Genomic DNA, 21,667 nt, shown 5'->3' with positions numbered 1-21,667 from the left:
AGGATTGCTATAGCAGTTTTCAATATCATTGGTATTAACTTAAAGCCAAGGCGAATAGAATTCGCACGCCAGTTACTCATGGGGAAACCCCCTTCTCTACGAGACGCTTTGCGTTGGTGTAGCCTCTCCCTTTGGGAAAAGACCGCACTGGCTTGGCTACACAAACTCTCGTCCGCCTCTGCGGACTAAGGAAAAATTGAGGGTTTGAAACCCACAAAGGTGGGTAAATTCTCGTGTAAACAGGGTTTATAACCGCCCTTTTAACTCGTAACTGTTAAAACCCGCTTTTAGGAGTTTCTGTAACATTAGAACCCTCTGTGGTTGCAGGTTGCTTAGTATCGGTAAATTTCTGTTGGGTATTCTTCTGATTACCTTGATTTTGTAGTTTAGTTAGTGCCTGTTTTGTTAGATTTTCGGCTGCTTGTTTAAATAATGGTTCTATTCTATTTCGCCAATATTGAGTATTGGGTAATTTTTCTCGATGGTTTCTATAATCTAAAACTTTATCCCATTTCCCATCATCTATTGCTTTGTTGATCTCATTAGATAACGCCTCCGCCTTAGCCCAATCTTCCTGCCACTGGGCAATCATTTTGCGTGTCTCTTGGATACTAGAAGCAGCATTTGCCGGAATTGATCTCAAAAGTGCGATCGCTCCCACTATATCCCCTGAATCATACTTCTGTTTTGCTTGTTCTATAATATTGGCACTATTATCACTAGGCTGCGATTGATCTGATTTCTCAGCATCGTCAGTTGACCCTTTCGGCTTTTCTGGTAATGGAGTTACTACATCCCTCGATTTTGCTTTTGGCTTGGGAGTCGGTCGAGTAGCAATCAGGGGACTATCATCTACTGTCTTAGTTGCAATGCCTTTTTCGCGCAGGCAAGAACCCCATTCTTGATTATTAGTTATCACATCCGAGTGTGCCCAAGCTAAACGACCAGATTTAAGTTTAACTTCTATCCAACCTCGTTTTGTGCGCTTGCCAGTCACCTCGAAATTGGTGTTATCGGCAACTGTTTGCAAAACATTATCAGAATTTATCGAACTAGGTTCAGAACGGATATTAGAATTTCCGACGACAACAGCCGAGCATTTGTTTGCTAAGGCGGTATTGTTACCTGTAATATTAGCAGCTAAATTTTTCACATTTGGATATACATTTGCTACCAAGGCAGCCGCACCACCTGCCAATAATATGCCAATTAATATTGGCCATGGATCAGATTTGCTAGAGTCTTGACGGGCAGGTTTGACAGGATTTGCTGGTGCAACTGCAACCGTATGCAGCCGAGATACTTGAGGCTGGGATTTGGCTGCTTGATAACTGGAATTTTTGGCGGCTTCTTGAGGTATGGAAAGTGCAGGTACAGGATTAATGGCGTCTTTACATGCTTGCAGTGCTTCCGTAGCGCTTTGGTAGCGGTCTTTGAAGTGATAATGTAGCATCTTGGACAACACTGCCGCCAGTCGATAGTTCACGGTTACTGAAGGCTGCCAAATGATTTCGCCCGTTTCCGGATCTTCTTGCAATTCTGTTGCTGATAATCCTGTTAGTGCTTGAATAGCGATGATGCCAAGGGAATAGATATCACTGTTGGGGCGAGGTTTACCTTGCCCTTGTTCTGTAGGCATATAGCCAGGAGTGCCAATAACTACTGTAGCAGAGGGTTGTCCGCCCACTGTAACCAGTTGTGTACGCAGTTGCTTCACTGCCCCAAAGTCCACTAAAACTAACTTATTATCTGAGGCACGACGAATGATATTATCCGGTTTGATGTCCCGGTGAATCACGCCTTGGCGGTGGACAAATTCGAGAATTTGCAGAACTTCCTGCAACAGTTGAACTACTTGGCTTTCACTCCAGCGCTTACCAGGTATAAGTTCTTCAGCTAGGGTATGTCCTTCAATATATTCTTGTACTAAATAAAATTCTTGATTTTCGTCAAAGTATGCTAGTAGCCTGGGTATTTGATCATGGTTGCCTAGTTTTTCTAAGGTTTCGGCTTCGCTGTTGAACAGGCGTTTAGCAGTATCAAAAACTCTGGGGTCAGTTCCGGGTTTGAGATGCTTGACAACGCAGAGGGGATTACCTGGCCGCCTAGTATCTTGGGCAATGTAGGTTTGACCAAATCCTCCCATCGCAAGGACTCGAATTACTTGGTAACGATGGTCTAGTAGCTTGCCTATCATATTCCCTCCCCAGAGTTATTACCTAATTTTCCAGCTGGTAATAAATATCTCCAAATTTTCTTCAATGAAATCCGCTATCTTGAGAAAAGATTTAGATTAAAAACACAGCTTTTTAATAAACGCAGACTGTTTATTTTTCTTTTAGTGCCCCTGTTTACTACCAATGCCACCTAAAATAACAAATCCAGTTGCATGGCAGCAGGCTGAAATCCTCATGCAACCTGCTTTCATTCGAGTTATCGACAATATCCGCAAGTTGCTTGATGAATCTTCCTGGACGGGAACTTACCACGATGTCCTGATTTGGCCGCCTAACACCACTGATGAAATCAAAGCATTGGTGACTGAGTTGTTGCAAGCAATGGAAACTGCAACGCCCCAAGAAGCAGATGAAATCAAACAGACTCTGGCTCGTCTGCCGATGCCCCATCCAGGATATCATCTACGTTTGCAGCGTCAACAGCAAGAAGCGAGTATCGATTTGTGGGAACTATGTTACCAAGTGTGTTTTCTGGAATACAGCCCACAGAAGGAAGCTGCTGATGTTGATACTAGTTTAATTGATGAATTCAGTGAAGTAGATTGGCTGCGTTTGGATGCTAAGACAAAGGAGTTAGTTGAGCAGGCGTTTGCTAAATTGCCAGAGAGTTGACAAAATTAGGTGCGATCGCTCTTTTATTATCCCAACAGAACCTTGTAATCAACAGGGTGATCGCTTAGTTTTTCAAAACCCTATCTGTAAGAATTGAAGTAATATTTACATCAAATTATTTAAAGTGCGTTTGTCCTAGTGTTGTGGCGATTCCTGGGCAGAGATTAGGGTTTAAAAAGGTTTTTTGATGAGAGATCCTGATGGTCACGTCATACGGATTGTGGAGAAGTAGTTTTCGCAAGAGTACTTCAGTATTTGGGTTTAGTGTTAAGTTGGTGCATTATTTAAATTACTCTCGACTTCTATGATCTTTGTTCCAATCCATTTGGCGATTGCTGGGACAACGGCGTTACCAAGGAGTCGCCCTCGGCGACCGTCCATCCTGGGGGAAATCCCATTAGCCTTTCCCACTCTGTCCACGTCAAGTTTCTCGCCACAGAGTATTGGTCGGTCTGAATGACCTCCTTGATGTCCTCCAGTTTGGGCACGTAACGTGGGGCAGATGCTTTTTGCCAGAGTGTACCCGAAGCCACCGCGACGTTGTACCACAAGCGGAGTGTCTCTGAGAGCGCTTTGACAAATGCTCGGTCCAGTTTGCGTGCAGCTCGATTTTCGCGCCGCAGAATCCCCAGACAATTCGCTGCTGTCAGTAAAGATTCTATAGGCACATTCGGATCTAAAACTGGCGATAAAGAATATTCTGTCTCGGTTGTGAGGTATACCCGTATGGAGAGCGTTACACGATAGCCATCCCCCCAAATACCCATTCTCTTCCAGCGTGTCGGTAACTGCCTCAAGGGCGGCTCCTTGCTCTGCTGAGAGTAAACCAGGCACATTTTCCAAGACCAACCACGTTGGCTGAACTTCGGCAACAAGTTCCATAAACCTGTAGAACAAGTTGCTTCGCTCTCCTGCAAGTCCTTGACGATTTGTGTTTGCGTGACTGAGGTCTTGGCATGGCCATCCTGCACACCATAAGTCAGTGGCAGGGATAGTTGAAGATGAGAGGGTTCTGATGTCTGCATGGATGGGTACAAGAGGCCAATGACGTTTCAAAATTTTCTGACAAAATTCATCTATTTCACATTGAAAAACAACATGCATTCCTGCTTGTTCAAAACCGAGGTCGAAACCACCAATTCCTGCAAAAAATGAGGCAACACGTATCATAACGTTCAATATAGCAAAGAGAAAATTAAACTATGAAATTCTCTGACAGTTTTTAATTGTAGACGATAATCGTCTACAAAAATACACGACTTGGAGCTAACATCCCTGATATTTGGATAAAAGCTCTTGCTTATGAGTGTTGCAAATATAATTGGTTTTAGGGTAAGAGAAGCACGAGAAAAACGTGGCTGGGATCAGGTTGAACTGGCAGCTACCCTTTTTGTAGACTTCAAGATCAAGCTTGAACAGTCGGATATCTCAGAAATAGAAAGACAAGTTCGAGGTGTAAAAGATTATGAATTAAATGCGATCGCACTGGCATTGGATGTCGATCCTGTTTGGCTACTACGTGGGGGCGACTTTAATGCCTAAAAAAAATCGTGGTAGACAAAGATTCCTTTCCTTAGAGCCTGTAAATCAGGATTCTCTTTTGGGAAATTTTTCTAGAGAGCAGTGGATAGAAGAAGTATGTGCTGGTTTTGTGTCTCCAAGTCGTGCCAACAGAGAATATTATAGAGTTTTACTAGAGGAGCTTTGGCCTAGTGGTCACGGTATTCCAGGACCCTATATTACAACAGATAAACTACGTGAGGCTGTTAACAGGTACAGATTAAGCAAGCATGTTGGAGATGCTCCATACAAGCCTTATATCGATGTATTCCGTCGAGTGCGTGAACTCCAAGGTGAAGAAGGAGTTGTAGGTATTGCGCGAGAGGGAAATACTTATCAATTAGTAAATTTAACCCTTGCTGAAAAACGAAAACCAAGAGTCAAACTCATCAATGAGGTTTGGGATGTTGTTTTGGAAACGTACAAACACAGATGTGTAGTTTGTGGAAGACAAGAGCCTGATGTAAGACTTGAGCAAGATCACAAAGTTCCACGTACCAGAGGAGGAGGAGATGAATTAGAAAACTGGCAACCACTATGTGGAGAATGTAATAACTTTAAAAGTACTTCGTGTCGTGGTTGCCAGCTTGATTGTAACCAGTGTGCTTGGGCATTTCCTGAAGAATATGCACCTGTTAAGATGTCATCAATTAATATTTTAAGGATAAGGAGTCTTGCCCTTGAAAAAAAAGTTATGCCAGAATTTATACTCAATGAAATTATTCAAAAATACTTTGATAATTAGATTGTCTAGACAGTAGAACGCAGTAGGAGATCGCGTATTATTTCTGCCCGTCCAGCTACTAGCACAGAAAGAAAGTTATATGAACAAGCATGATCAAGAACTTGAACTACACTTAAAGCCCCGTAATACAGAAACAGTATCAATAAAAATACCACGCGTCTTATCTTTAGTTGAAGAGATTAGGTGCAATTCCTTTGAAGGGACAGGTAATCCTGAAAGATTGAGACATCAAGATGTAGGTAAAAAATGTGCTCCTGAAGACTAGGAGTGATGCCAATTTCTGTATCATTAACCGCGATCGCCCTTAATTACTGATCAGCAAATGAGACTCAATGGTGACACAGCCTTTTTGTGCGTCACAAATAGGATTACTAACTATAATTGATATCCCCTGTAAGAATCTCCTCAGAAGAGCTTTGCTTTTGGCTGCGGTAGATATCCGTATTTTTACTACTACTCTCCATAGTAATTAATTACCAGAATAGAAAGTATACAAATCATAAAAATACTCAAACTTTTGATAACACTCACATATATGGGATCGCTAACAAAGCAAGTAAGTCAAACTCAAGAAATTTTATTACATCGGATTGCGAGTCGTATTCGGCAATCTTTAGAACTGCAAGAAATTTTGTCGGCGACGGTTGCAGAGGTAGGCTCGTTTCTAGACACTGATCGCGTCAAAATTTATCAGTTTCAACCCGATGGTCATGGATTAGTCATTGCTGAATCGATTCAGTCAGGTCGGTTGCCGCCTCTTGTGGGATTAAATTTCCCCGCAGATGACATTCCACCCTATGCCCGTGAACTGTTTGTCCAAGTCCGCCAGCGAACTATCGTTGATTTGACAACACACGAAATTGGTATCAGTCCTCTCGATTGCTTAGAAACAGGCAAACTATTAGACGAGCAAGATATTCGTTATCGTCCCGTCGATCCTTGTCATATAGAATATTTGATGGCAATGGGCGTAATGTCTTCAGTTGTGGTGCCGATTGTTTTAAAAAGTAAGGAAACAGGGAAAGATTCATTACCTTCTCTGGGGCAATCATCTCAATTGTGGGGACTATTGGTATCTCACCATTCAGAAGCGCGAGTGGTGACAGAACAGGAATTACTATTAATTCAGTCGGTGGTCGATCAGCTGACAATCGCCATATCGCAATCGATTTTGCTCAGTCAAGTACGAGAGCAAGCCCGTCAAGAAGCGATTATTAATCAAGTTACGGAGCAACTGCATACTACGCCTACTGTCCAACTGCAAGCTGCCCTTGAAGAAACAGTAGCTGCCTTTCAAGGCTCTGGAGGACGAGTCTACTTGCTGCCAGACGGCGAACAAACAGCAGAAATCTACACCTGTGGAATGCAGCCGACTCAACTTGATATTGGACAAGATAGACCGATTGAGGAGCATCGATTGTGGCAGAAATATCTCTATTCCGCTGCTGTCTCATCCCCCAATTATCCAGAAAACCAAAAGAACAAAACATGGTCAGTGAATTGGATGAGAGCACTTTACGCTTTGACTCCTCCACCTAACGAACTCAGTTGTGACTCAAATTTGTGGGTGATCGGCGATCTTTATAAAGAACCCTTATTGCGATCGCTCGCCGCCAGCTTTCAAACAACGCAAATCCGGGCCTTGTTGATTATACCGCTACAGCATGGTACCACCGTCGTTGGCTGTTTAACCATCTTCCGAGATGAAGTGGATATTGAAACTATTTGGGCAGGCTGTGTTGATACCGATTCTCGCCAACTGATGCCGCGTCAGTCCTTTGCAGCATGGCGCGAACTGAAAACCGGGCAAGCACAGCAATGGGCAGAATCGGAAGTGAAGCTGGCGCAAGCATTAGGCGAACGCTTTGCAACAGCAGTAAAGCAGTATCGACTTTACCAACAAGTGCAGGCACTGAATACTAACCTAGAGCAACAAGTGCGCGATCGCACCGCTGAACTGCAACAGACTAATACTGATTTGCAACGCTCGACTATTGAGCTACAGCGCTCAGTAGAACGGCAGCAAGCCCTGGCGAGGATCATTGCTAAGATGCGGCAGTCGCTGGACGTTACCACTATTTTCCAAACCACGACAGAGGAAGTTTGCCAATTACTTAAGAGCGATCACTTAACAGTCTATCGTTTTAATGCCGACTGGGGAGGTGAATTTGTCAGTGATTATGAATCTGCAAATCCCCAATGGCAGAGCGATGTTAAGCTGGGAGTAGGTATAGTGTGGGACGACACCTACTTACAAGAAACGCGAGGTGGACGCTACCGCAATAATGAAAGTTTTGTAGTTGATGATATCTATAGCGGCAGATTTACCCAGTGCCACCTTAATATACTTGAACAATTTCAGATCAAAGCCTTCATGATTGCGCCGATTTTTGTCGGACAAGAACTATGGGGCTTATTAGGAGCGTATCAACATTCAAGCACTCGGCATTGGGAAGCTTTAGAAGTCGAGTTTTTCACACAAATAGCAACTCAGCTGGGAGTGGCGTTGCAACAAGCCGAGTATCTAGAACAAGTGCGATCGCAAACCAGACAATTGGCGCTTGTGGCAGAGCAACAGCAAACTTTAGCAAGTGTGATCACCAAAGTTCGGGAATCACTGGACTTGAACGCGATTTTTGAAACCACAACCCAAGAACTCCGCCGAGTACTCAATGCCGATCGTGTTGTGGTCTTTCGCTTCTATTCTGAATCTAACTATGACGGTGGCGAAGTGATTGCAGAAGATGTTGCGTCACCTTTCCCATCGACCTTAACAGCAAAGGTGTACGATCACTGCTTGGGTGAGCAGTATACTAAGAAATTCTCCCAAGGCTACATTCATGCAGTCACTGATATTTATAACAGCGAGTTAGACGATTGTTATGTTTCAATGCTGTCTCGCTTCCAAGTGAAGGCGAACTTAGTAATTCCCATGCTCAAGCAAGGGCAGCTATGGGGTTTACTGTGTATTCATCAATGCCAAAAATCCCGTGAGTGGCAAGAGTCTGAAATTGAATTTGTCAGCCAAATTGCTTCTCAGTTAGGAGTTGCTTTACAACACGTGGTACTGCTTAACCACACACAGCAGCAAGCCAGCCAACTTTCCCAAGCGCTTGAACATTTGCAGCAAACTCAAGCTCATCTGATTCACACTGAAAAGATGTCAAGTCTGGGATTATTAGTAGCAGGAGTTGCCCATGAAATTAATAATCCTGTTAACTTTATTTACGGCAATCTCATTCATCTTCATGAATATACGCAAAATTTGATTGAGATGCTTAATGTCTATCAACAGGTATATCCTGAAGCTAATCTGGAAATTCAACAGCAAGCAAAATTAGTAGATTTAGAATTCATCACTGAAGATTTGCCTAAACTGTTTTCTTCGCTGAAACTAGGTGCTGAACGAATTCGTGAAATTATTCTTTCCTTGCGAAATTTCTCTCGTCTCGACCAAGCCGAGGTAAAACCTGTTGATATTCCTGAGGGACTTGATAGCACTCTATTAATATTGCAGCATCGTCTTAAGGCTAATTCATTGCATTCAGGCGTTGAGATTGTCAAACAGTATGGTGAGTTACCACCTGTAGAATGTTTTGCTGGACAACTTAACCAAGTGTTTATGAACCTGTTAGCAAATGCGATCGATGCCCTGGAGGATTTATGCCGTCAGTCTGCAAAATCAGGTGCAAATAAACACCATCCTCTGATCACTATCAAAACACAGTTGATAGCAGATGATTGGGTGCAAATCTCCATTAAGGATAATGGAGTCGGTATGACAAAAGAGGTACAGACTAGGCTATTCAATCCCTTTTTTACAACAAAGCCTGTCGGTCAAGGTACAGGTTTGGGACTCTCAATTAGTTACCAAATTGTAGAAAAGCACGGAGGCAAATTACAGTGTCTGTGCCTACCTGGTGAGGGGGCTGAGTTTGTAATTGAAATTCCAGTTAAACAATCTGAGGTGAAAGTAGCAAACCTACAAGGCGATACAGAAGGAATCTACAAAGCTGATTTGTACGCCCATTCTCATTAAATATATCGGAACTGATTTAGGACTTACGCAAAAAACCTCTCAAACTCTTATTCCTTCGTGTCCTCTGCGGACTCTGTGGTTCGATTTTCCGTTACTTGTGCGTAAGTCCTGTGATTAAACAGACCAGCAGATGCGATCACCTAAGGTGGGCGCTTGCGCCATCGCACAAGCTTGCTTTCGTTCTTCATTACTATTTGTCTGTGTGTAGACGCGATCGCCTTGCGTCTGGTATAGAAGGCATCGCTTGTTCAATTGCCTCTGTTGGGATAGCTGTTTATAAGGCTCTGCTATATCTGATTCAACTACAGGCGATATCAGTGAGAATTGTTTAAGTTGCATTCAATCCCAGTACACTTGGGTGATAACATTTAGTCTGTCTGCTTTTTGGTTTAACCGAACCGTATTGCTTTCACTTATATACCCCCCTTACAAAACCTCAAACTCTTCTACACTTATCCCAGCTTGTCGTAAAATACTGCCCAGCGTACCGATAGTAATTTCTCGATAATGAGGCACAATCACAGTACGGATTCCTTGATTAGTAAATTTGGCAAACTTTACGTGACTACCCTTTTGGCTAACTTCCCCAAAACCTGCTGCCTCTAATCTACGCTTCACTTCACGATAAGGTAATGGTTTAAGCGGCACCTATTTCTACTTGAAGTGTCTTAATCTGAGGAATAATAGTAGCTACTGGTGGTTCAAAATGCAGTGACAAAGCTTCCTCAAGATTAGCCAATGTCTCAGTTTCAGTCTGGCCCTGACTAGCAATATCAATCTCCAAGCACTGTGCCACAAACCAGTTACCTTCCTGCCATACACTTGCAGTAAAAGTTTGTTTCATAAGTTTTTATTGTTCGGCACTTTCTTTTGATTTGATTATACTCCAGAAGAAAACTGGAGGTGGATTGAAGCTGCAAACCTATATTTGCTAAGATTTCCAGTGCAACAACATTGAAACAGGGTAACTTCTGATCACCATGCCAACATCTACAATCGACAGTAAAGACGCAGCAGCTATCCAAGCCGCAAGAGTTGGAGTTGCTATATGCGATCGCTCTGGCTGGGGACGCATCAAAGTTTCTGGCGACGATCGCCTCAATTTCTTGCACAACCAAAGTACTAACAATTTCCAAATACTCAAGCCAGGACAAGGTTGCGATACGGTTTTTGTCACCTCTACAGCCAGGACAATTGATTTAGCAACCGCCTACGTTAGAGAAGATGCGGTAATTCTGCTGGTTTCACCCAACCGTCGCCAGTTTCTGCTGGAATGGCTGGATAAATATATTTTCTTTGCCGACAAGGTGGAATTATCTGATATTACACAATACACCAACACCTTCAGCCTGATTGGCCCAGGAAGCGACGCTGTTTTAGAAAAGTTGGGTATTGGCGAACTCATCGGACAAGCTTACGGTAGTCACAAAGTATACACAATTGCTCCTGCTGAGGGAGTGCGGATTGCTGTGGGTAGTGGGTTAGCAGATCCCGGATACACCTTAACTTTCCCCTATACTGACAAAGTAATTGTGTGGAACAAATTGTTAGAAGCTGGGGCGATAGAGATGAGCGATCGCGCTTGGGATGTGTTGCGAATCTTACAAGGTCGCCCCACCCCAGATGCTGAACTAACAGATGATTATAATCCTCTGGAAGTTGGTTTGTGGCAAACAATTTCTTTTAATAAAGGTTGCTATATTGGGCAAGAAACCATCGCCCGATTAAATACATATAAAGGTGTAAAGCAACACCTATTTGGGATACGACTCAGTGCCCCGGCGTCAGTTGGAAGTGCGATCGCAGTTGGAGATGAAAAGGTCGGCAAACTTACCAGTTACACAGAAACTGCTGATGGTTACTTTGGACTAGGTTACATTCGTACCAAAGCTGGTGGTGTCGGCTTGAAAGTTAAAGTGGGAGAAACTGAGGGTGAAGTAGTAGAAATTCCATTTGTGTCTCAAGAGTACCCATAAGCAATTCAAAATTCACCGAAGTTCAGTTCGGTTCACCCTTGGCGTTGGCGACGCTCTAGCGCCTCCTGTATTTATTTTGCATCGGAGATTCAAATAAAAATATCTTTCTGTCGATCCCATGCAGTGCCGTGACAAAATTCATCTAACCAAGAAGCTAGAGTACGGGCATTAGTGGTTGGTAAATTCACTTTGCTTTTAACGTGTTGTGGTTGAATATTCGTTTGTTTGCCGTTGCTCTTAAGCTCAGTAGTAATTGCTAGCGATGCTGCTGAAGGGAGCCGCCCAAGGGGCGATGTCTGACGAGAAGCTGCTTCTCTACGAGACGCTTTGCGAATGCAGCTACGCACTGGTTTGCGGTTACTACAAATCTCAATGGTAGTTGCCAGTAATCCGCCTACAGGGATTCGGCCAAATGGCGATGTCTGACGACAAGCTGTTTTGTCTTTGCTCTTAACCTCAGTAGCTAATGCCACAGATGACATAGTTTTAGCTTTGTTGTTAACCTCAGTGGTCATTGTCAGCGATGCTTGTGAAGGAAGACGTTCAAGGGGCGATTGTACTGGTTGATATTCGCTTAGGAAACGGGAGGATGGCGTTTTTACTGGAGTATCTGGAACAATTTTAGTAGCAAATGCAACTACCAACTCCGGTTTCTGTGTACGAACTACCTCAGTGGTAGCTGTAAATGATGGCACAAGTTCTTCAGCGCATGGTAAATTGGAGTCTAGAGTCTCGACAAGAGAATCAGGCGCAATCTGACTCGCAGTTACAACCGATGACACATGTTGATCCTCAGAATGCTTCTCATGTGGTGACTCGCTTTCAACTTGGCTTGTAGCCATAGAATGTTCTGATTTTATTAAACGTAACTCTTGATCAGGATTGAAGTTAAGACCTAAAGCGGCGACTATTTTATCTGGATCGTTATTCAGATCCAGCATAAAAGAAAGTATTTCATCAAACTGGGGTTCCAAAACAGATAGTGTTGCCAAAATAAAACCGGACAAAGGACGCCGCAGACCATCGTAAGTGCCCCAAATTCGGATTTTGACCAGCCAGGTAATATTTTGCTCGTAGTAACTCAGCCACTTTTGTTTTAAGGATTGACGCAGCTGCTGGATATTCATTGGATGCCTCATTTCAGTCAACAAGATTGCACACCTTGATATTGTTAATTAGCTTTATTTCTGGGGATGAAACCGATAATAGAGCATCTGTTCGACTCTTTGACCACCTAGCAAATGATCTTCTACCAGTAGAGGTACTTCATCGGATTGAACGCCACTATACCAGACCATATCGGGTAATACCAGTACCATCGGCCCATTGCCACATTGTCCCAAACAGCTGCTAGCTGTTACCGTTACACCAGGGATTGGCAAAGCTGCAAAAGCTGCTAATACCTTGAGGGCACCTTGCTTTTTGCAGGTGCGATTTTGACAAACCTGCACACATCTAGGAGAAGAGGATTGGTCTATTATCGGCAAGTTTGATGGTTGAGTGATGTTGGTCATTTTTTAACGAACTACAGAGGACACAGAGGATAATAGGAGAGGGGAGTAGGAAAGAAGCAGGGGAACAGGGAGTAGAGGGGAGAAGATCCTCCCCTCTGCTCCCTGCCCAATGCCCTATAACTAATCTATTGAAAGTCCTTTTGAAGCTAGCCATTCAGGGTTGAATATCCGCGACTGATACCGGGAACCACTATCACACAAAATAGTGACAATGGTATGTCCTGGGCCCAACTGCTTCGCTAGGGTAACAGCTGCCCCAACATTAATACCCGTTGAACCGCCCATTAACAGCCCATCTTTCCTCAGCAGTTGGTAAACTACCTGTAAAGCTTCTTTGTCATCAATTTGGATAGCATCATCAGCAGGTGCATTTTCCATATTCGCTGTGACACGACCATTACCAATGCCTTCAGTGATGGAATTGCCTTCTATTTTGATTTCGCCGGTTTTGATATAACTATAAAGTCCACTACCCAGCGGATCGGCAACAACGCATTTAATCACCGGATTTTGTTCTTTCAAGTACAATGCCACACCAGCAAAAGTACCACCAGTACCAGTTGAAGCTGTCCATGCATCTATTTTACCATCTGTCTGCGTCCAAATTTCTGGTCCTGTGGTTTCGTAGTGGGCGCGGCGATTGGCTAAGTTGTCAAACTGATTCGCCCAAATGGCATTTTCTAACTCAGCAGCAACTCTGCCAGATAGCTTGACATAGTTGTTCGGGTCTTTGTAGGGTACAGCAGGGACGGGACGAACTTCTGCTCCGAGTGCTGTCAGTGCGTCTATCTTTTCTTGTGACTGAGTATCGGGAATAATAATTAGGCATTTGTAGCCTTTGGCGTTGCAAATATGTGCCAGTCCAATGCCAGTATTACCAGCGGTTCCTTCTACAACGGTGCCACCAGGTTTGAGCAGACCTTTCTCTTCGGCATCTTCAATGATGTAAAGTGCGGCGCGGTCTTTGACGGAACCACCAGGATTGAGGAATTCTGCTTTACCAAGGATTTCACACCCAGTTTCTTCACTAAAGCTGTTTAACCGAATTAGGGGTGTGTTGCCAACAGCGCCGACGAAGCCATTTTTAATATCCATTTTGACTGTACCTGTGTGAGTATTTATAAAAATTTTGGCTACGCTGTGGTACTTCCTGCCACAAACGTTCCCATGAGGAGCAGAAGTCATCGACATCGCAAAAAATCTGCGTCACATCCAGTCGAGATACAATAGATTCCATCGCTGAGACACCCTTTTTTTCATGTAATTACAGTCTCAGCTTTTTTTTGTACCTTTTTCAACCCGTCGAACTCACGTTAATTCACGATTAACCTGACAAAAGTCAAAAAACTGTTCGTCTGTCATTTGCATTGAGGGAGGAATTTGCACAACTAAAGGGGATGAAAGCATGATGATTTCCTCTAGGTTTTGCTGTCTACCCGACTGGCTTGTATTTCTTATTTTCACGCAAGTCATTCTTTTAGTGAGACGCTAATATTCGTTTTCGCCACAAATTTCCGGAAAGTAAGTGCAGTTTGTGGTATCTAACTCCAGCTTAAGTTTAGCAGGCAATGAAAAGTAAAATAGTAAATTTACGGGGTTGATTAAATATTTAAGTAAGTTAGTATACATTAGAATTGACGAATGAATGCTGACATCTTTTCATTGTCTTAGAGGGGATGGATACCGATGACATCTAAAAGCGTAAGCGTAGCCCGCACTTCTCTACGAGACGCTGCGTGTAGCTTGCTTCCACGTTCGCGCTAGCATCTCCGTTGGTGCAGCCTCTCCGTCAGGAGAAGGAGAAGTGGTATGACAAAAGCTACTTCGACTACTTCGCCTGCGCTCAGTACAAGTCAGTGACCACCGTAGGCATCGCCAAAAAGAACTTGAACACTAGGAACGTATATTACGAAAACAAGAAGTTGAATTGTGACTCCGGGAAATGGAAACTAACATCCATGCTACCAATGCGGCTTTTCATCAAACTGTAAAGCATCAACCAGAAAATTTTCAGAAACCTTGGATGAAAAAAGTTATCCTCTGTAGGAAGCTATTTGCTCTTGGTGTGGTAGCGCTGGTTGCAGTGAAAATAGCCTCAGTACTGGCTGGGTTTATTATTATTGCTGCGCTAGGATGGATGTCTGACAAATTATTTTTTTAATCCAAAAAAATAATCTTTAATAAAGGTGTAACTATTATGAGTGATCAGGTAGTAACTGACAGATTTATCCAAGATTTAGAGCGTGTTGCTCAAGTGCGCTCCGAAATTTCTGGATGTTTGAGCAAACTGGCCCAAACAATTAATCAAGCTGAGTTTGCTGGAGATTATTCGTCAGGAAAACTCAGTTTAGAGCGGAATATTGAAGATATCATAGTAGCTAGTAAAAACCTCCAGCAGGGTGTATTTCGCCTTTTGATATTGGGTGATATGAAACGGGGAAAAAGTACGTTTCTCAACGCCTTAATTGGTGAAAATTTATTACCAAGTGACGTTAACCCTTGTACCGCAGTGTTAACAGTTTTACAGTATGGGCCGGAAAAGAAAGTTACTATTTATTTTAATGATGGTAAAAGTCCGCAACAGCTAGATTTTCAGAACTTTAAACATAAATATACTATTGACCCAAGTGAAGCTAAAAAACTAGAGCAGGAGAAAAAACAAGCATTTCCAGATGTTGATTATGCGGTAGTTGAGTATCCTTTAACGCTATTAGAAAAGAGAATTGAAATTGTCGATAGTCCAGGGTTGAATGATACAGAAGCGCGAAATGAATTATCTTTGGGTTATGTAAATAACTGCCACGCAATTCTATTTGTGATGAGAGCTTCTCAACCTTGTACTTTGGGTGAGCGTCGCTACCTAGAAAATTATATCAAAGGTCGAGGATTGACGGTTTTCTTTTTAGTTAATGCTTGGGATCAGGTGCGAGAATCATTGATTGATCCTGATGATGTTGAAGAATTAAAAGCATCTGAGGATAGATTACGGCAAGTATTTAACGCGAATTTAGCAGAATATTGTTCTGTAGAAGGTCAGAATATTTATGACAAACGTGTGTTTGAGCTTTCGTCAATTCAAGCACTCAGACGACGCCTGAAAAATCCCCAAGCTGATTTAGAGGGGACTGGCTTTCCGAAGTTTATGGATTCGCTTAATACTTTTCTTACCAGAGAACGGGCGATCGCAGAACTCCGTCAAGTCAGAACCTTAGCAAGACTTGCCTGCAATCATACACGCGAAGCAGTTGCAAGACGTATACCATTACTTGATCAAGATGTAAATGAATTAAAAAAACGGATTGATTCAGTAGAACCTGAGTTTAACAAACTCACAGATATTCGGGATGAATTCCAAAAAGAAATTATCAATACAAGAGACACTCAAGCAAGAACGATTTCTGAGTCTTTTCGTAACTACGTTTTAAACTTAGGTAATACCTTTGAAACCGATTTCTTACGCTATCAACCTGAATTAAATCTGTTTGATTTTCTCAGTAGTGGTAAACAAGAAGCATTTAACACTGCACTGCAAAAAGCTTTTGAGCAATATATCACTGACAAATCTGCTGCTTGGACATTAACTGCTGAAAAAGATATCAATACAGCTTTTAGAGAACTTTCTCGCAGTGCTGCACAATATGGAACGTCTTATAGTCAAGTCACAGATCAAATCACAGAAAAGCTCACCGGACAAAACGTCAAAGTAAATACCACTACCACTGCTGAAGAAGATAACTCTCCCGGATGGGCAAAATGGGCCATGGGATTGTTATCCCTATCTAACGGAAATCTTGCTGGTTTCGCACTAGCTGGGGCCGGATTTGATTGGAAAAATATTTTACTAAACTACTTCACTGTAATTGGCGTTGGTGGAATAATTACGGCAGTGACAGGTATTTTTCTTGGGCCAATCGGGTTTGCACTGCTAGGTTTGGGAGTAGGATTTTTGCAAGCAGATCAAGCCCGTAAAGAATTAGTTAAAACGGCGAAGAAAGAGTTAGTTAAACATCTACCCCAAGTTGCACATGAGCAATCTCAGGTTGTATACAATGCAGTAAAAGAGTGTTTTGATTCTTACGAAAGAGAAGTGAGTAAACGGATTAATGACGATATTTTATCCCGCAAATCTGAATTAGATAATCTGGTCAAACAAAAAGAAACCCGCGAAATAAATCGTGAGAGTGAATTCAAACGTTTAAAAAATTTACAAGAAGATGTTATAGCTCAGTTGCAAAAAATCGAGGCAGCATATAGCAATTTATTAGCTTACTATAGCTGATATATCTTATTACTCTCGTTCCCAGCTTCCAGCTGGGAATGCCTACTGGGAGGCTCTGCCTCCTATAACCATAAGTAGCTAAACGCAAAATAAATTAAAGTTTGTAGTAAGGACTTCAGTCCTGATAAAATTTGCTATGAGCGATGAATCGCTTACTACGAGCTAGGATTTTATTGTATGTTTAATTATGCCTACCTACTTAAGAATGTGCAGAGCCTCAATGATCTGCATTACCAGCTATAAACTGGGAACGAGAAACTATGCAACAACAGTATGAAGGTTATAAGGATTTAGCAGATTCTCTCAAATCTGCATCTGCATTACTGAATTTAGAACGCAAATCGCAACTGCATCAAGATATAATTACCATTTGCAATCATCTGGTTAATCCTAGTTTTCGGATTGCGGTATTTGGGCCTTTTAATCATGGCAAGTCTACCCTGTTAAATGCCATACTGGGAAATCGCACCTTACCAATTGATTTAATTCCTACCACAGGTGCAGCGATTACTATCAAGTATGGTTCTGATGTGCAAACTCGCATCATATTGGTAGATGGTACAGAAATTTATCGCAGTGGCACAGAAGTTTTACAGCAATTTACAATTCTTGATGGCAATAGACAAATGCGAAAAGATGTAGCATCTGTGGAAGTTTTCTGTCCGCATCCCTTTTTGGAAACAGGTGTAGAATTACTCGATTTACCGGGAACAAATGATAGAGATGAACAAGATAATTTAATTCGAGAACAACTATTAAGTGCAGATTTGGTTATCCAATTATTAGATGCACGGAAATTAATGACTTTGGGTGAGCGGGAAAACTTACGAGATTGGCTATTAGATCGCGGTATTAAAACAGTTATATTTGTTGCCAATTTTATTAACTTACTTGAACCCGACGAGCAAAAACAAGTCCAAAATCGTCTGGTGTTTGTTGCGGAAAGCTTTCGAGCCGAATTACCTCCAGGTTTTAGTAATTTATATCGCGTTGATGCTTTACCTGCCTTAAGAGCTAGATTAAAAGGTGATGTTGCTGCTGCTAATAGTAGCGGTTTAGCAGCTTTTGAAACAGCTTTGCAAAATATTGTAGGGATTTTGCAACCAAATCGTGGTAGTGTGCGTTTGCCAAGAGTGCATGCGATCGCTTCTCAAATCCAACTCTCATTAATAGCTAAAATTGACCATATTGCTATTGAAATAAAATCCTTTGATGATAAACAAAATACTAAAATTGAAATTAAACAAAAAGCAGCCAACTTAATTTATAAAGGTTTTGCTACTAGCATGGGAGAGTTACGGGATTGGTTAGCATTACCCAAACTACTCACCAAATATCAAGCTGATGCAGCAGTTGCATTGGCAGAAAATAACTTTAAAGCTTGGGAAACAAATACTCTTAAAAAAGACCTGACTCACTTGCAATTGGCTGTGGTTAAATGGCTTGATCAAGCTTACGAATTTTTCCAAGAAGGACGATTGCAAGATTTATTAATTCCCTTTCTTAGCGAACCACAAGTAATACTACCCTCGAAGCCAAGCAATACTGATGATTTGATTGAACCTGGTTCTATCGCTGTTGGTAGTGGTATTGGTTGGTTGTTAGGCGGCCCCGTGGGTGCTGCTGTAGTTGGCAGTATTTCTTATTTGTTAAACAAGAATGTCCAAAAACAAGACGAACAATCAGCAAAGGAATCTTATCATCAGGAAGTTGCTAAACTTTGTATAACTGCAATTGAAGATTATTTCTCTCGCTTCAGCAGTCAAGGGTTATCAATTTTGACTGAATATGAGCATAAAGCTGAAAAAGTAATTTGTTTTGAACTCAGTCAAGAACCACCAGAAATTACTAATAAACGTGAAAGTTTGCAGGAATTAAAAAACGGTTTTAATCAGCTGTTACAAGAGTTAGAAAAAGTCAAAATCCTCTCAAATTCTCAACTTTATAAACAAATACCAAAATATAGCAACATTAAGAGAAAATATTCGCCACAGCCAGAGAGAGTTCAAACTTCCCCTGAAAAAGACACTGGTGTCAAGCAACAACAGGAAAATACTGCTAAGAATACTAGGACAAGGGTAGAATCTGTTTCTCCACCACTGCCAAAAGCTTCTCCCTCTGCACGTCCAGAAGAGGTGGAAGCGAAATTTCGTGATTGGGAACTCAATGAGGAAATAGCGCGAATGAAAGCAGAGATGCAATCATCTGGTTCTGAAACTGGCAAACAGCAAAATACAACTCAAAGCAACAAAACACCCAACCAAGCCCAAATAGATAAGATTACTCACGCCTACGATATTTTAGGATTGCAAGCAAATGCTTCTCAGGTTGAGGTAAAGCAGGCTTATCGAACTTTGGTAAAAAAATGGCATCCTGATTTGTTTGTGAATCAGCCGCAACTACTAAAACAAGCACAAGAGAAAATGCATTTAGTTAATGAAGCTTACACAATTTTGAGTGAGAAATGAACAATCAGATCCCCAACTTATCGGAAAAGTCGGGGAGCTTTAGATTTCATCCTAATTTGATTACAATTAGGAAATTGTTTAGGTAAGGCTTATGCAACTGTTATCTTTGAGGAATGGCTTTTTGGCGTTAACCTTGACTGCGATCGCCTCATCTGGTGGGTTAATCACAGCCTGTAGCAATACGGCTTCCCAGAACCAAAGCCAAGCCCCAAACGCAACCGTTACCAATGTTAGCGACAAGCAGATGAATCACAGCATGGCTATGGATTTAGGCCCAGCCGACGCTAACTTTGATTTACGATTTATCGACGCTATGATACCACACCATCAAGGGGCTGTGGAAATGGCTAAAGAAGCGCAGCAGAAATCAAAACGCCCTGAAATCAAAAAACTAGCAGACAATATCATCAAATCGCAAAACCAAGAAATCACTCAGATGAAGCAGTGGCGACAAGCTTGGTATCCCAAGGCGGGAGATAAACCAATGGCTTATGACAGTCAAATGGGTCACATGATGGAGATGTCGTCTGACCAAACGAAAGCCATGATGATGAGTCAGGACTTAGGTGCAGCTGATGCTGAATTTGATCTGCACTTTATCAATGCGATGATTCCTCACCATGAAGGGGCTGTAACAATGGCAAAAGATGTATCGGGTAAGTCTAAGCGCCCTGAAATCAAGCAATTAGGACAAGAAATTATCAAGGCACAAAATACAGAGATTAAGCAAATGCAGCAGTGGCGAAAAACTTGGTATAACAAGTGATATAAAACTCCTATTTGATTTTTGAAAAAAACTCAGTACACCTTTATTACTTCTCCTCTATTCCCTGTTCCTCGCCTGCGTAAATAATTTCAGAAATCAAAGCGGATTGCTATAGCGCTCTTCCATTACTCTAAGCAGAGGAAATAGGAAATCCTCGGAATATGAGGAGTCTGGAACAGCGCCCCGCATTCGATTCATCAATGCAATTAGTTAGGACTTACGCAAAAAACCTCTCAAACTCTTATTCCTCTGTGTCCTCTGCGTCCTCTGTGGTTCGATTTTCCGTTGCTTGTGCGTAAGTCCTATTAGTGTTAAAAGCCAATCGATAAATGCGAAATTGGGAAAACCTTCAGCCAGGGTTTAAGTAAATTAAAGAATATGAAGGGTTGAATGACTAGGCGTAAATTGTTAAGGGCCTGGTCAGCCGTGGTTTGAGTCTAAAGTAGACCCCATCGACCAGTTCGTGCCTCCTGACTTCACGTTGAGCCAGATTTTCTTCACACGACTACAGATACTCACCCCATAGCTTACGCCATTTGGCGACAAGAATCTGCACAGCAACGACAAGATGCGGCACTGCATTTGCAGCGCTCATTATCATATTTTTCACATTCACTAATACAGCGATCGCAAAATCTCAGCCTGCGCTTCGTTAATTCCTTGAGAGGCTAGGCCAATCTCATTTGACTTGATAAAAGTCACAATCACTAATTTCAGTAAAATTCTCTCTACCAAATTTTACTCATATTTAGAATAAACCCAGGTAATACCGACTCACCGCTAACAGTCGCAGGATTATCTAAACATTCCTCTGATAATCCAGGACGATAAATATAGACTTGACGCTGCTTACGATCAATCAACCAGCCTAACTGTATTCCTGGCTCATTCATATATTCCTCCATTTTTTCCTTCAAAGTCTGGAGGTTGTCGCTGGGAGATTTGAGTTCGACTATAAAATCTGGACAAATGGGAGCAAACTTTCGCTGTTGTTCTGGAGACAGAGAATTCCACCGTTCTAGTTTAATCCAGGAGGCGTCTGGAGAGCGTTCTGCACCTGTTGATAACTTAAATCCGGTACTAAAGCTAAAAGTTATACCTGTACCATCTTGTTCCGACCAAACCCACAATGGCCCAAATATATTACCTTCTCGGTTTCCTGTCTCTGAACCAGTAGGAGGCATAATTACCAATTCTCCAAATTTATTTCGCTCAATGCGTAAATCACGATTTACCTGACAGAATTCAAAAAATTGTTCGTCTGTCATTTGCATTGATGACGGAATTTGCAAAACCAAAGGGGATGAGAACATAGGGATTTCCTCCAGGTTCGGATGCCTAGCCGAGTAAATATATTCTCACGCAAAGAAACAAAGACGCCAAGATAGAACTTTGCGTCTTTGCTTTTTTATCCGTAGGACTTACGCACAAGCAACGGAAAATCGAACCACAGAGGATGCTGAGAAGCCAG

At 42.1% G+C, this 21,667-nt stretch carries 18 protein-coding genes and 2 pseudogenes; 9 read left to right on the top strand and 11 right to left on the bottom strand.

All coding sequences use genetic code 11. The annotated features are described in order from the left end of the window. Window positions 1-274: 274 nt before the first annotated feature. On the bottom strand, window positions 275-2,197 hold the full coding sequence (locus tag V7K48_RS34185; protein ID WP_335079705.1) for a protein kinase domain-containing protein: 1,923 nt from the start codon (window positions 2,195-2,197) through the stop codon (window positions 275-277). 163 nt (window positions 2,198-2,360) lie between these two features. Between V7K48_RS34185 and V7K48_RS34180 the strand changes: the two genes are divergently transcribed. Then, entirely contained in the window at window positions 2,361-2,849 is a 489-nt protein-coding gene (locus V7K48_RS34180; RefSeq protein WP_335079703.1) for a hypothetical protein, read from the top strand. Window positions 2,850-3,116: 267 nt separating this feature from the next. Here V7K48_RS34180 and V7K48_RS34175 read toward each other — a convergent pair whose 3' ends face one another. Next, entirely contained in the window at window positions 3,117-4,019 is a 903-nt protein-coding gene (locus V7K48_RS34175; protein WP_335079701.1) for a DNA cytosine methyltransferase, read from the bottom strand. Window positions 4,020-4,151: 132 nt separating this feature from the next. Between V7K48_RS34175 and V7K48_RS34170 the strand changes: the two genes are divergently transcribed. The 3 genes from V7K48_RS34170 (at window position 4,152) to V7K48_RS34160 (ending at window position 9,193) form a co-directional block, all read left to right on the top strand. Further along, entirely contained in the window at window positions 4,152-4,391 is a 240-nt protein-coding gene (locus tag V7K48_RS34170) for a helix-turn-helix domain-containing protein (RefSeq protein WP_335079698.1), read from the top strand. After that, window positions 4,384-5,154 carry an HNH endonuclease gene (locus V7K48_RS34165; protein ID WP_335079696.1) on the top strand — a complete coding sequence of 257 codons (771 nt, stop codon included), beginning with the start codon at window positions 4,384-4,386 and terminating at the stop codon, window positions 5,152-5,154. The genes V7K48_RS34170 and V7K48_RS34165 overlap by 8 nt, the downstream gene beginning before the upstream one ends. A gap of 517 nt (window positions 5,155-5,671) precedes the next feature. After that, entirely contained in the window at window positions 5,672-9,193 is a 3,522-nt protein-coding gene (locus V7K48_RS34160; RefSeq protein ID WP_442949518.1) for a GAF domain-containing protein, read from the top strand. Window positions 9,194-9,307: 114 nt separating this feature from the next. Here V7K48_RS34160 and V7K48_RS34155 read toward each other — a convergent pair whose 3' ends face one another. The 3 genes from V7K48_RS34155 to V7K48_RS34145 all read right to left on the bottom strand — a co-directional run bounded on the left by V7K48_RS34155 (window position 9,308) and on the right by V7K48_RS34145 (window position 10,037). Further along, complete coding sequence (locus V7K48_RS34155) at window positions 9,308-9,532, bottom strand: hypothetical protein (RefSeq protein ID WP_335079694.1); 225 nt, start codon at window positions 9,530-9,532, stop codon at window positions 9,308-9,310. Window positions 9,533-9,619: 87 nt separating this feature from the next. After that, window positions 9,620-9,841: a type II toxin-antitoxin system HicA family toxin gene (locus V7K48_RS34150; protein WP_335079691.1), complete on the bottom strand. Its 222-nt coding sequence runs from the start codon at window positions 9,839-9,841 to the stop codon at window positions 9,620-9,622. Continuing rightward, window positions 9,831-10,037 carry a type II toxin-antitoxin system HicB family antitoxin gene (locus V7K48_RS34145; RefSeq protein ID WP_334691741.1) on the bottom strand — a complete coding sequence of 69 codons (207 nt, stop codon included), beginning with the start codon at window positions 10,035-10,037 and terminating at the stop codon, window positions 9,831-9,833. The genes V7K48_RS34150 and V7K48_RS34145 overlap by 11 nt, the downstream gene beginning before the upstream one ends. A gap of 136 nt (window positions 10,038-10,173) precedes the next feature. Here V7K48_RS34145 and ygfZ point away from each other — a divergent pair, with 136 nt between their 5' ends. After that, a complete protein-coding gene (gene ygfZ / locus V7K48_RS34140; protein ID WP_335079689.1) occupies window positions 10,174-11,169 on the top strand; it encodes a CAF17-like 4Fe-4S cluster assembly/insertion protein YgfZ in 996 nt (331 codons plus the stop codon). Window positions 11,170-11,258: 89 nt separating this feature from the next. Here the strand turns inward: ygfZ and V7K48_RS34135 are convergent, their stop codons facing one another. The 5 genes and pseudogenes from V7K48_RS34135 to V7K48_RS34115 all read right to left on the bottom strand — a co-directional run. Next, window positions 11,259-12,296, bottom strand: coding sequence for a DUF5331 domain-containing protein (locus tag V7K48_RS34135; protein WP_335079687.1), 1,038 nt, complete (start codon window positions 12,294-12,296; stop codon window positions 11,259-11,261). A 54-nt stretch (window positions 12,297-12,350) separates the two neighbouring features. Then, window positions 12,351-12,683 (bottom strand): (2Fe-2S) ferredoxin domain-containing protein, encoded by a 333-nt coding sequence (locus V7K48_RS34130; RefSeq protein WP_335079684.1) that lies wholly within the window; start codon window positions 12,681-12,683, stop codon window positions 12,351-12,353. Between the two features lie 120 nt (window positions 12,684-12,803). Beyond that, complete coding sequence (locus V7K48_RS34125; RefSeq protein WP_335079682.1) at window positions 12,804-13,778, bottom strand: cysteine synthase A; 975 nt, start codon at window positions 13,776-13,778, stop codon at window positions 12,804-12,806. Window positions 13,779-13,821: 43 nt separating this feature from the next. Continuing rightward, window positions 13,822-13,920 (bottom strand): annotated as a pseudogene (locus V7K48_RS35365) (IS982 family transposase); the annotation flags it as partial. Window positions 13,921-13,997: 77 nt separating this feature from the next. Beyond that, window positions 13,998-14,090: pseudogene (locus V7K48_RS34115) on the bottom strand (Uma2 family endonuclease); the annotation flags it as partial. A gap of 535 nt (window positions 14,091-14,625) precedes the next feature. On the opposite strand from V7K48_RS34115, the gene V7K48_RS34110 reads away from it, so the two are divergent. The 4 genes from V7K48_RS34110 (at window position 14,626) to V7K48_RS34095 (ending at window position 20,196) form a co-directional block, all read left to right on the top strand. Next, window positions 14,626-14,844 (top strand): hypothetical protein, encoded by a 219-nt coding sequence (locus V7K48_RS34110; protein WP_335079678.1) that lies wholly within the window; start codon window positions 14,626-14,628, stop codon window positions 14,842-14,844. Between the two features lie 36 nt (window positions 14,845-14,880). After that, complete coding sequence (locus V7K48_RS34105) at window positions 14,881-16,962, top strand: dynamin family protein (protein WP_335079676.1); 2,082 nt, start codon at window positions 14,881-14,883, stop codon at window positions 16,960-16,962. Window positions 16,963-17,222: 260 nt separating this feature from the next. Further along, a complete protein-coding gene (locus V7K48_RS34100) occupies window positions 17,223-19,430 on the top strand; it encodes a dynamin family protein (RefSeq protein ID WP_335079674.1) in 2,208 nt (735 codons plus the stop codon). A 91-nt stretch (window positions 19,431-19,521) separates the two neighbouring features. After that, window positions 19,522-20,196, top strand: a complete 675-nt coding sequence (locus V7K48_RS34095; protein WP_335079672.1) for a DUF305 domain-containing protein — start codon at window positions 19,522-19,524, stop codon at window positions 20,194-20,196. Between the two features lie 728 nt (window positions 20,197-20,924). On the opposite strand, the gene V7K48_RS34090 is transcribed toward V7K48_RS34095, so the two are convergent. Beyond that, the gene (locus tag V7K48_RS34090) at window positions 20,925-21,509 is read right to left on the bottom strand and encodes a Uma2 family endonuclease (RefSeq protein ID WP_335079669.1); all 585 of its coding nucleotides are present in this window, start codon (window positions 21,507-21,509) and stop codon (window positions 20,925-20,927) included. Between the last annotated feature and the right edge of the window lie 158 nt (window positions 21,510-21,667).

Source organism: Nostoc sp. (assembly GCF_036919615.1).
Taxonomy (GTDB): domain Bacteria; phylum Cyanobacteriota; class Cyanobacteriia; order Cyanobacteriales; family Nostocaceae; genus Nostoc.
The sequence above is the reverse complement of the archived record's forward strand: the minus strand, read 5'-3'. Positions and strand labels throughout refer to the sequence as shown.